This window comes from Pseudomonadota bacterium, from assembly GCA_026388275.1.
Lineage (GTDB): Bacteria > Desulfobacterota > Syntrophorhabdia > Syntrophorhabdales > Syntrophorhabdaceae > JAPLKB01.
This window is the reverse complement of record JAPLKB010000028.1, coordinates 68,190-80,338: the sequence shown is the minus strand read 5'-3', so window position 1 is coordinate 80,338 and position 12,149 is coordinate 68,190. Positions and strand designations below refer to the sequence as shown.

Below are 12,149 nucleotides of genomic sequence, written 5' to 3'. Positions count from 1 at the left end.
TATCCAAATCTTTTTACATTTAGATTGAATCTTTCTGAATGATATATAATCATCAATAGTTTATACGTTAAAGAGAGCAGTCAATGTTGAGGTCATAGTTGATAAGTTACAGAGAAAAGAACCAAAGAAGAAAGGAGCGAAGGAGTGTGACCGACTGAGCGTCACATGTTATTTATGCAGCCTTCGCGATTTAACCGCTGCATAAGCAAAAGTTCATAAAGCCGAACACGGGCAAATGTTGCTGCAAGAGCATAATGAGCATATTTGCCCTGGACGAAATACTCCTCCTGCACTTGTCAACTCTGATACAATCAGTTCTTTTCAAGGCTTCAAGCGGAAATGGTCGAGACGAATAAAAAAGGCAGAGCCTTTTCCGGCTCTGCCTCATCATTTACTTTGCTATGGGATTGGTTACTTGTTTAATCTTCTCCTTATTGCTGCAATCCCTACCAAACCTGGGCCGAGGAGCAGGAATGCGGGCGGGATGGGTACGGGAGTGTTGGACGTGTAGTCCAGTTTCGCCTCATACCATTCTGCTCCCGGAGGCCCGTTGTCATCGAATTCGATCACTGTCGTGTAGTTGTTAGCCATGTTTGGACTCTGAACAGTCCAAAGGCTGGAGCGTGCCTGGAGAGGCGTCAAAGTGAAATTGTCTGTGGAAGGCACACCGGGCGTGATGGTAAGAGGTATATTAGAATTAGGCCTATGCCACCAGCTGTAACGCTCTGCTACAATACCGTCAACGCTAGTAATGACCGTAACGGGATCGTTGTGGCCATTATTTGTGCCGGGCCAATCGTTCTCAAAGTGTTGCCAAGTCAACGTATTCCCCTGAATAGACACTCGATCCCGTCCGTCGATGTAAGCTTCTATATCGATAGTGACGGTTGTTGCAAAGCTCTGGGTGGGAATAGACATCCCGACAACCAAGAGAAACATAAGTGCGAAAGTTATTGCATAAAATGTTTTTTTCATCTTGTGTCTATCTCCTTTTCACTTTAGAATTAATCCTTCGGCAACCCGGCTTTCTCTCTTACAGGGAGACTCTTTGGTTTTCCGTCCCATCCTCACGGATGGTTTGGCTTTATCAGAACTAATATAACATCGTATAACAAATTATTTTTATTGTATGTAGGATATATACGACAATGTTTGTAGGTTAATTACGACAATTATTGTAATAGTATGGTATCAGGATACGACACATATTTTACATCTTTACTTTTGAAGATTTTCAGAACCCATGTAAATACTTGCTTCCAAAGTGTAACGGCCTGTTGCCCAAACCTCCTTAACCTTTATGAGGGCTGACCATAGAACTCTTTGAAGTAAAATTCACCTTTTCTCAAAAAAAGGCAGGGTCGTTTCGTGACGACTCTGCCTTTGCATTTTCAGTTGCTGCTATCCTTAACTTTTCTTGAACCGTCTCCAGCCTGCCAGGCCCAGGAACCCAGGGGCTAAAAACCAGACTGCGCCAGGCAGCGGAACGGCGGAACCGCTCAGGCTGTAAGTGAAATCATAATCATAACCCGAAAACGGAGGCTGGTTAACAGGATAGTGGACGTACGAGTCAAAATTGAGTTCGCCAGGGCCTATATTCTGCGTATCCGCCGGAAGCCATCCCCACCACGGCTGATCGATCCTAATGGTATCCGCCTGGACACTGAACCAATAATGGGTGTTTGCGGCAGCAGCAAAAGAAACAGGGAGGTTTGCTGAATAGTTGAAGTAACCAGACTCGCCTATTTGGCTGGAGGCAATGCTTCCGATAGGGATATATACCTGGTAAGCAGGAGAGTCTGCAGGGCGGTTGTGACCCAGCGCATCATCGTAATAGTTGTCATAGAAACGGACATAAAAGCCACTGGGCGAAATTGGGTCATTTGCCCCGCCTGCCCCGCCTGCCCAGCCTGCCTGGTTAATTTTGGCTGCAGTGACGAGTTTAAAATCATCGGCGATCCATGCATTCCAATTAGTATTATCAATATATGCCCCCCATCCGCCCTGGGGCTGATTCCAGAGCAGCTCGGCGGATGCTGTACCGGTTAACGCCAGGCAGATGGTTAACGCGGCGGCTATACATACAAAAGTTGTTCCCGGTCTATTTCTCATAATTACCACCCTCCTTTGATTCGTGTTATATACTTTTCTATGTTTCCAGTATTACCTTCTAAAGCGCTTCCTCAAAGCGACCAAACCAAGAAAGCCAGGCGCTAAGAGCAGAATACCTGAAGGTATAGGCACAGGGTTTTCGGAAATGAAAGTAATTCCCATATAGGGGGCTGAGGAATACTCCGTGTGCCCGTCCTGTGATACGGTCGGCAGTTGGGTATCGAAATAACCTGCTGGACCGGCATAGCCTGCGAAACCTCCATTAAATGTTGAATAAATACCATCATTATTCACCCAATAGATCCCGAGTCCGCTCGTCACGCGGGTGGGATTGCCTGTATGGGCAAACAATACTTGTGCACCGCCGTCTGGTGCGCCCACAGTAACCCAGGCGCCGTAAAAAGAGTGCATACCGTCCAGGAGGGTAACTGATCCGCTGTCATAACCGCTGGTAAGAAGCTGGCCGTCAACGTAAAACCCGCCTTCGAACTGGCCGGCAGTGATGGTCACAGTGAAGGGGTTACTATCATCAACAGTGATATAGGCTGCCGACGCCGGAGCAATGAATACCAGAGAAAGGGCAAAGAATGCAAGGGCTATGATCATGGTATTTCTAATACGCATAATAAAATCCTCCTTATTTTTACTTAGTACCCACCCTCACGGATGGGTTGACTTTATCATAATTATTTGACATCGTATAACAAATTTTTTTTATTGTATGTAGGATAAGTTAGACAATGTATGTAGGATAAGTACTGAAATTTATTGTAATATGGAACAGGAAACAAGCTTTCTTTTAATATACATTTTTGACGATCCTTAAAATCCATGACAACGACCGGAATCAGGTCAATAGAAGGATAATGCCCCTTACCTAACCTTAATCCCCTCGTCGAGATATTTTATAAGGGGGTAGATGAAGAATTCGATGATCCTCCTTTCCCCGACCCTGATCTCGCCCGTTAAACTCATTCCTGACGTAACAGGCACCATCTGTCCTTCAACCATGAGCCGTGATTCAAGAAAGTTGATAAAGACTTCATAAACAGGTCCAAGCTTTTCATCATCAATACTGTGTTTTGCAATATTTCTTATGACCCCTTTCAGCGTGCCGTATTTCTGAAAGTCAAAGGTGTCGATCTTTATCAGGACAGGCATGTTGTTTTTTACGAAGCCTATGTCTTTATTAAGAACCAGCGCCTTGATAATAAGCGGCGCATCTACCGGAACTATTGCCATCAGCTTCTGTGCAGGCGTTACCACGCCGCCGATTGTGTGGAAATAAAGATTTGAAACATGGCCTTCCACAGGGGAGAGTATTCTCTGCTTCTCGTTCCTGAAGGCTGTCTTATCTATTTCAGCTTTGATCTCCGTTGTCTGCCTGTGTTTATCGGAAAATTCCTTCAGGGATGCTGCTTTAAAATTCTCATTGATAAGGGCTGTCTCGCTGGCAATCTGCGCCTTCTGGTGGTTTAATTGCTCAATTTTGTGCCTGGATTGCTCAATGTTGTTTGAATATGTAAGTATATCATTTGCTGCTTTTTCATATTCATTCCTTGCAATGATATCGATAACTGCCCTCAGCCTCTTTTCTTTCTCTGAAGCCGCAGCAAGCATGGCGCTGTTGTATGACTTGTCCTTCTGTGTTGATTCAATCTCCTCTTCAATGCGATTCAGTTCCGCCTTTTTTCCGTCAAGTTGTTTTTCGACGCTTGCTATTGATGATGCATAAAGTTCCTTCTGGATTTTTATTGTCTCCTTATCGTGAATTTTCGCATCAGGATTAAATCCCTTATTCCCCGGAGCAGAATACATCCGGAGTTTTTCAAGCTCAAGGAACTGGAGGTTCTTTTTCTTTGATTCCACTTCAGGCGCTGTCATGGAAGGGTCGATCTCCATAAGCGCCTGTCCCTTTTTTACAAAATCCCCCTCCCTGCAAAGGATGCTGCTTACGACGCCTGTATCGAGGGGTTGAATAATTTTTATATCCCCTTCAGGTATCACAGACCCCCTTGCAGTGACGACAATATCAACCCTGCCAATGCATGTCCAAAGGCCGAAGAAAACAAAAGATGCGATGATAATCCAGAAAATTATCCTTCCCAGCGGATTGGCAGGTTTTTCCTCGATCTCCGCCATAACAGGTTTAAATTCATGAGCATCATCATGCCTGAATATCCTTTTAAACAATATATGCCTCCGGTCTTTCACGCTATGATTCCAATCCGCAATTCAACATTCACAATTAAAAATTACTTTCCCTATTTATTCAACATTCAACATTCAACATTCAAAATTGCATTACTATCCTGCTGCATGTACAGGTGCCGGTAGTAGCCGTTTTTTGCCATCAGTTTGTCATGATTGTCTATTTCAACGATCTTTCCGTTGTCAAGGGCAATGATAATGTCGCAGTCTTTAACTGTAGACAGCCGGTGCGCCACCATAAACATGGTCCTTCCTGCCTTGATTTTTGCGATATTCTGCTGGATGATTTTTTCGGATTCATAATCAAGGGATGATGTTGCCTCGTCGAAGATGAGTATCCGGGGATTGGTTATCAGCGCCCTTGCGATAGCTATCCTCTGCTTCTGGCCGCCGGACAGGGTTGAGCCGCGTTCCCCCACAATTGTATCGTAACCCTGCGGCAGCTTTGCAATGAACTGGTGAGCGCCGGCAATAACGGCAGCCTCGATTATCTGTTCCATTGGTGCGTCAGGCCTCGAGATGGAAATATTCTCCCTGATTGTACCGCTGAAAAGATAATCATCCTGGAGGACAACACCTGTGTTGTACCGCAGCCACACTGGATTTAAATGCTTTATATCAATATCGTCGATATAGACTGCGCCTTCGCTTATGAGGTAGAGCCTCTCGATCAGTTTGGCAATTGTGCTCTTTCCGCTCCCGCTTCGCCCCACGATGCCCACGCTCATGCCAGGTTTTATGTCGAAGCTGATTTTGTCGAGCACATAAGGGGAATCAGGTACATATCTGAAGCAGACATTTTCAAACCTGACAGCGCCGTTGAGCCTTGGCAATGTAATGTCTTTGCCGGATGTGACTTCGACAGCGTTATTGAGTATGTCGCCGATCCTGTCAACAGAAAGGAGCGCCTGCTGGAATTCGTTCCAGAGGTTCACGAGCCTGAGAAAGGGACCGGTAAACTGTCCGGCAAACATCTGAAAGGCGATCAACTGGCCGATGGTGAGCCGGTTGTCTATTACAAGCTTTACACCGAGATAGAGCACAGTAATCGTCATAATCCTCTGGAAAGTGCCGGATACGGCCCCGGCAATATTTCCCATATTGGAGAGTTTGAAACTTGAATGGACATATTTTCCGAGGTTTTCTTCCCATTTTCTCTGCATGGAGCCTTCGAGTGCAAGGGATTTTACCGTCTGAATGCCTGTAATAGATTCGACGAGATAAGAATTGGACTGCGCCGCCATCTGAAACTTGTACTCCAGCCTTCTCCGCAGTTCCGGCGTTACAGTAAGGTAGAGCATTGCCGTAAGAATTATAAAAGCGGAAAATATCAGGGTCAGCTTAACGCTGTACAGAAACATCACTGCCACAAAAACGAGGGAAAAACACAGGTCAACAATAACCGATACTGATTTATTCGTAATGAACTCCCTTATATTATCAAGTTCCCGCATCCGTGCAACGATGTTGCCTACTTTCCTGGACTCAAAATAGACGAAGGGAAGGGAGAAAAGATGCTTGAACAATTTAGCGCCCAGTTTTGCGTCTATCTTATTGGCAGTGTGGATAAAAATATAGTTCCTCGAAGCATTCAGTAGAAATTCGAAAATCGTCACGGCAATAAAAGCAACGGCAAGAACATCAAGAGTGGTCATGCTCCGGTGGACAATAACCTTATCGAGGATTACCTGGGTAAAAAGCGGCGTTACAAGGCCGAAAAGCTGGATTACAAAAGAGCCGGTAAGAACCTCGCCGATGACGTTTTTATAATGGAGTATCTCATTGTAGAACCAGCGGAAACCGAAGGCTGCCTGTGAAGAAATCATTTTATGTTTAAAAACAATATATTCTCCGCTCGATATGCTTTGCAAATCCTCTGGCCCAAAGGGTTTTGCCGCCATCTCTTCAGGGAGAAATACAAGAGTCTTGTTGCTTTCCGCATTTGCCTTCAGTAGAACGCCGAAGGTGTTATCCTTTAATATTACCATGGCAGGGGACGGATATTTCTGCAGCAGTTCATCAACGGGCATCCTCTTTATGCGCGCCCTGAAACCCAGGTTTTTTGCAATGAGAAGCAGTTGCTCTTTTGTCAGCTCCTTGTCAGTAATACCGTATTCTCTTGTTATTGTCCGTAAGTCCACACTTATCTGATTTATCCGGGCAATAAGCTCAAGGCAAATGAGGGCGGTCTGCATCAGTTTATCTCTTCCGAAAGTATTTGCAGTTCCTTGATCGTAGAAACCTTTGTACTGATTGCTTTTACCAGCTCAAATCTCTGGTTTACCAGCTCAATCCTCTGGTTGAGAAGATCGATCCAATCAATAACCTTCTGCTCTGTAAGCCGCCCGGTCATAAACAGTTTCTCCTCTACCTTCGACAGCATATCTTTCTGGGTTTCTATACCTTTCATATACATTCTTCTTGTTTCATCCAGTTTTGCATGCCTGTTCGCCAGTTCGGCAAGCTTCTTTTGTTTCTCAATCTTAAGTCTGTCGATTTCCAGTGCTGTTTTTTCCATGTCTGCACTTCTCTTAAAGCCTTCGAAGATCGGCATGGTTGCCGATATGCCTACGTAATAGTTCCTCTCTCTTAAGTCTTTTACAGAGGTGTCATAGTTGTCGCGGTCCTGTCCATACCAGACGTATCGGGAATAAAGCCCGAACTGGGGAAGCTGTTCTCTTTTCAGGATATCGAGTTCAGCCTTTTTCTTCTCTATTTCGAGGCCGTAAATTTTAAACTCAGGGGATTTTTCCGCATTAAAATCGTTTGCATAATCCTCGTTATGCCCTTGAAATTCCTGAATCCTGAGGCTGTCCGCATCGTAGCTGTCTCCCGTATAAAAGGATAAATCCTGCAGAAGCGCCTTTAACCTGAGTTTCAGATTGTCGATGGCGTCAAGGGTTTTCACTGCCTTCAATGCCTCATCAACAACCTCAATCTTCGAGATTGTGCCGGCTGAGTAAAGCCTCTCTTTTGTCAGAGAAAGTTCTTTGTAAAGGGACAGGAGTTCCATTTTTGCCTCAAGTTCTTTGGAGACGATAAGCAAATCCGTGTAGAGGTTCAATACCCTGATCTTTATGTCTCTCACCTGCTGAATGAAGACCGTCCTCTTTGCATCCACATCTTTTTTCGCAATGAGCACCTTCCTGCCTGTGGAGCCGAAATCGAACAGAGTATAGGAAGCGGCAAGGGACAGCGAGCTCTGGTACTTTGTATTATCGCCGATAATGGTGTCGCCCACTACAGTAACCTGAGGTGTGCCGCCTGAAAGGTCTTTTGCATATTCGGAGTTCCAGCGTGCGCTCAAAGTGGGGTAGTAGAGGGAGTACGCCCTTTTTTTCATAGCCTGACTGATATCAATGTCAATGCCTGAGAGTTTTACTTCATGTGCATTTTTAAGCGCGCGCTCTGTCACCCCCTCAAGGTCCAGTGTTTGTGCGGCGAATATGTGAAAAGGCGACAGAGTAATTGCTGTCAATAAATTAAGCAACCACAGGGCACGATAAAAACCGTGGAACATCCCACGGTCCGTTAACTGTGCCATGCATTCACCACAATATTCATCAGATCTTGGTTCCTTCTCACATCATCCACTGAAGTTAATGGTATGCTGTTGTTGGTGGTGAAGGCTGTTATTTGCTGGATTTAGTTGCAGCTTAACGTTGTGACGCCGGGTGCTTTTTGCGCCTAACTTTGTCGATTTCGGGGCTGTTCGGTCCTCAATGTACCGCAGGGGTACACCTCCGGGCGGCATCCCCTCATCTTCGCGTTATCCATCAAAAATCACTTCGGCCTTGGAAAGAAGCAAAACACATACTAAGCACCCATGGTTGTCCTAATAGAAAAAATGTCCACAAATAGAACGAAACATCTTGACAGCTCATTAAAATAGCATGAAAATTAAGTGTACGATCTAATTTGAACGTAAGATTTATGGGGCCATTCTTTTTTGTGAATTGCGAAACTACTAAAGTGAATGATTCGGAGCTAAGAGAAATATGAATAATATTTATAATATAAATAAATTCTTTCTTTTTATTATTTGTATGTTGGTTTTGCTTATCGGCTGTACAACCAAACCTAATGAAATAAACAGGCTTTCCGTTGAAATCTATGCCAAAGGCAAGATACAGGACCCGAAACCTCCTCATGATTTCAAATCTGATGGTTGTTCCTGCTTCCCGGACAGCGATTGGGTTGAGTGTTGTGTGATGCATGATCTGGCGTACTGGATGGGTGGTACAAGTGAGGAAAGGAAGGATGCCGATAGAGCGTTGAGAAAATGCGTTGCAGATAAAGGCTATCCGAAGACTGGTGCTCTGATGTACTATGGCGTCAGGGTGGGAGGGGTATGGTGGCTGCCTACATCATTCCGGTGGGGTTTTGGCTGGGATTATCCTAAATCTGGACCCCCGGGAAAACCCTACTAAATTTTATATCTTGTTTTTGAAATTGAAAAAAATTGAGATTTCTAACAATGAAAGTTGATGACAGCCCATACTATTCCATGGAATTTATTGAAGAGGATGGCAAGACATATGTATTATTTTATAATGCAGATGATGAACTTGTTGCTAAACGGGAAATGTCGAGACAGGATATAACGGAAGCTATAAGGTTAGACGGAGAAAATAATTAATTCATCTATGAAAATCAAAAATACAATCCCTGCCAGCCTCCGTTCAATTTGTATTGTCTTCATTGCCATGTTCTTTGTCGCTTCTTGCTTTTCATCCCCGCAGGATACAGAACCCGTACACGGGAAAATCAGAAAACCCCCTGAAAACCTTGAATCTGTCACCGTTACACGAATTGTCGACGGCGATACCATTGTCGTAACCTACCGTGGAGACAAAGAGTCAATACGACTCATAGGCATTGATACACCCGAAAGCAGGAACAACAAGAAAACCCGCAGAGATGCCGAACGCACCGGACAGGACATAAAAACAATCATTGCCACAGGCAAAGAAGCCGCTAATTTTACCCGCTCTCTCGTACACCCCGGTGATACCGGCACCATAGAATTTGATGTACAGAAGCGGGATAAATACGGTCGCCTCCTCTGTTATTTTTACCTTTCAGACGGCAGGATGTTAAATGAAGAAATTGTAAAAGCCGGTTATGCGAATGTCATGACCATCCCCCCGAACGTTAAATATCAGGACCTATTCATTGCCGCCTACAGATCCGCCCGCGAAAATTCCAGGGGTCTGTGGAAGTAGACAGAGGAGAGAAGTTGAATTAAACAGTACGTGTTTTTATCTGCAATCAAATATATACAAGCGATAATAGTCAACTTGTAGAATCTAAATTAGATCGACTACGATTAAGCATTTTTTATTGAAAAGGGCTTTTAATATGGAAATAAAAAGAAAAAGCTTTATAATACAAAAAACTATTTAATTTATAAACGGTGGTTAATATGACTAAAGAAGAGAAATTTTATAAGGCAGTTCAAGATGTTTTTATTGGTGCCAAGATCGAGGGTGAGGGCGGATTTATCAACATGATGCAGATTAAAGCTGGTTATTATTCACAAATAGAAAAACTTCTTAAAGAAGATATAGATAAAGCTGTGGAAAAATATCCGAGCTTCAGGGAAGAACTTTTTGACAAGTTGTACTCTTTTTTTAGCCGATATTTTACCGAAAGTGGTTCAATTTACTTCAATTCAACACCGTTTCATAGCAATACTTATGAAAAGGTCTACACCGATAAGAAAGATGTGATCCTTTTTTGGAAAACACAAATGCTTTATTATGTCAAAACCGACCGCATATTTAAAAGTATGCCTATTGAATTTGATGGTTTGAAATTCTATTTTGACGCTAGCCAAATTGAAAATAAAAGAGCCAACGAAAAGCGATCACTTATTTATCAAATAAAACAAGTGCGTGAAGATGAAACTATGGTGCTTATTGTCAAATACTCTGAAAGAGGCTCAAAAACAAAAACAGATGAGATGTTAAAAAGCTTAAAAAAGAAGAATATTACGATTAACGAAGAATTATTGGAAAAAGCATTCCGTGTTTTTGAAAAGCAAAGTGAAGTGGATTTTTTTATCAACAAAAATGTAAAAGCATTTTTACAGGAACAATTTAAACTTTGGAGCTATCAATATTTCTGGGATGGAGCAAAAGAATGGTACGGTGACAGAGTTAATCAGTTGCAAATTTTGAAAAACATTGCCTTTAAGATTATTGATTTTGTCTCCCAATTTGAAGACGAATTGGTGAAAATTTGGAACAAACCAAAATTCGTGAGAAAAAGCAATTATGTGATAACACTGGACAGAATAGGGGACAAATCATTGGTTGACAAAATTCTGGAGCATAAGGGTATTGCTGATCAAATCAATGAATGGAAGGAAATTGGAATAGTAGATAGTGAATTCAATATCAAAAGCATTTCTGAAAACAAAAAATACAAATATTTGCCAATAGACACAAAATATTTCAAAGACTTAGAGCTTGAAATAATAGCTTTATTTGAAGATTTAGATAATCAATTAGATGGTTGGTTGATAAAAAGCGAAAATTATCAAGCCCTGCATACAATCCTTCCTAAATTTAAAGAAAGGGTGCAGACAATCTATATTGACCCACCGTTTAATACGGGTGATGACTTCGATTATATTGATAATTTTCAGGATAGTACTTGGTTAACATTAATGGAAAACCGCCTCGTATTGGCACATAATATTTTGCATCAAAATGGTTCAATTTATTTACATCTTGATGAAAATGCAAATTATATTGGAAGAACCTTAATGGACTATGTATTTGGTGATGACAATTTCAAAAGAGAAATTATATGGGATATTCAAGTGTTATCGGGTTACAAAGTGAAAGGAGCAGATAAGAACTGGATTCTTGGTCATCAATCTATTTACTTTTATACAAAAACTGAAAAATACTATTTTGAAAAGCTTATTCAACCACAATCTTTAAAATACTTAGAAAGTTTTAATAAGATAGATGAAAAAGGATTGAAATACCAGGTTGCACACGGAAGAAGAATATACAAAAATGTGGTTGAGGCCAAAGGAAAGCCTTATGGTGATGTTTGGTCATTATTAAAAGATGTTGTTAACGTGGAAAGGCCTTTTATGGAAGTGTGGAATGAACTGACATCTGTTGTTGATCTTAATAAGTCATTTTCAAGTGTTTGGTCTGATATTATGTCTTTTCAACAACAACCAACTTCAAGTGAGCGCCTAGATTTTGACACTCAGAAACCCGAGAAGCTACTTGAACGTATAATTAAAGCATCTACCCACACCGAGAGTCGAGATATTGTATTGGATTATTATGGTGGAAGTGGCACGTCGGCTAACGTCTCACAAATATTAGGGAAGAAATGGATATGTATTGAAATGGGTAAACAATTCGACGAAAAGATACTGCCTAGATTGAAAAAAACATTATCTGGTTTTGAAACGAGCGTTTCAAGAGATAATAAATATATCGGAAGTGGCATCTTCAAATACTACTCACTAGAACAATATGAAGAAGCTTTAGCGAATTGCAAATATAGAGATGGGGATTTATTCAGCAAAGCAAGTGAGAACGCATATCAGGATTATGTATTTATGAAAGACGAGAAAATGCTTTCAGCCCTGGATATTGATTACGAGAAAAATAACGTAAACATAGATTTGAGCAAATTGTATACAGATATTGATATTGCCGAAACTCTATCAAATTTAACTGGAAAATGGATTAAAGCAATAAAAAACGATAAGGTTGAATTTACTGATGGAAGCAATATAAATATAAACATATTGGACTACAAACTCATTAAGTCTTTAATCTGGTGGTAAT

At 41.9% G+C, this 12,149-nt stretch carries 10 protein-coding genes and 1 riboswitch; of the genes, 4 read left to right on the top strand and 6 right to left on the bottom strand.

Annotation, left to right across the window (positions count from 1 at the left end):
- Positions 1-411: 411 nt before the first annotated feature.
- The 6 genes from NT010_07840 to NT010_07815 form a co-directional block, all read right to left on the bottom strand.
- A complete protein-coding gene (locus NT010_07840; GenBank protein ID MCX5805963.1) occupies positions 412-822 on the bottom strand; it encodes a VPLPA-CTERM sorting domain-containing protein in 411 nt (136 codons plus the stop codon).
- Positions 823-1,011: 189 nt separating this feature from the next.
- Positions 1,012-1,093: riboswitch (cyclic di-GMP riboswitch) on the bottom strand.
- Between the two features lie 314 nt (positions 1,094-1,407).
- Positions 1,408-2,112, bottom strand: coding sequence for a VPLPA-CTERM sorting domain-containing protein (locus NT010_07835; GenBank protein MCX5805962.1), 705 nt, complete (start codon positions 2,110-2,112; stop codon positions 1,408-1,410).
- Between the two features lie 51 nt (positions 2,113-2,163).
- Entirely contained in the window at positions 2,164-2,736 is a 573-nt protein-coding gene (locus NT010_07830) for a hypothetical protein (GenBank protein MCX5805961.1), read from the bottom strand.
- Between the two features lie 249 nt (positions 2,737-2,985).
- Positions 2,986-4,305 (bottom strand): HlyD family type I secretion periplasmic adaptor subunit, encoded by a 1,320-nt coding sequence (locus NT010_07825; GenBank protein MCX5805960.1) that lies wholly within the window; start codon positions 4,303-4,305, stop codon positions 2,986-2,988.
- Positions 4,306-4,391: 86 nt separating this feature from the next.
- Positions 4,392-6,518: a type I secretion system permease/ATPase gene (locus NT010_07820; GenBank protein ID MCX5805959.1), complete on the bottom strand. Its 2,127-nt coding sequence runs from the start codon at positions 6,516-6,518 to the stop codon at positions 4,392-4,394.
- Positions 6,518-7,867 (bottom strand): TolC family protein, encoded by a 1,350-nt coding sequence (locus NT010_07815; protein ID MCX5805958.1) that lies wholly within the window; start codon positions 7,865-7,867, stop codon positions 6,518-6,520. Before NT010_07815 ends, NT010_07820 begins: the two co-directional genes overlap by 1 nt.
- 454 nt (positions 7,868-8,321) lie before the next feature.
- Between NT010_07815 and NT010_07810 the strand changes: the two genes are divergently transcribed.
- The 4 genes from NT010_07810 to NT010_07795 all read left to right on the top strand — a co-directional run bounded on the left by NT010_07810 (position 8,322) and on the right by NT010_07795 (position 12,148).
- Positions 8,322-8,753, top strand: a complete 432-nt coding sequence (locus tag NT010_07810; GenBank protein ID MCX5805957.1) for a hypothetical protein — start codon at positions 8,322-8,324, stop codon at positions 8,751-8,753.
- Between the two features lie 47 nt (positions 8,754-8,800).
- Positions 8,801-8,962: a hypothetical protein gene (locus tag NT010_07805; protein MCX5805956.1), complete on the top strand. Its 162-nt coding sequence runs from the start codon at positions 8,801-8,803 to the stop codon at positions 8,960-8,962.
- Positions 8,963-8,969: 7 nt separating this feature from the next.
- Entirely contained in the window at positions 8,970-9,548 is a 579-nt protein-coding gene (locus NT010_07800; protein ID MCX5805955.1) for a thermonuclease family protein, read from the top strand.
- 200 nt (positions 9,549-9,748) lie between these two features.
- Positions 9,749-12,148, top strand: a complete 2,400-nt coding sequence (locus tag NT010_07795; protein MCX5805954.1) for a site-specific DNA-methyltransferase — start codon at positions 9,749-9,751, stop codon at positions 12,146-12,148.
- The last annotated feature ends 1 nt before the right edge of the window (position 12,149 follow it).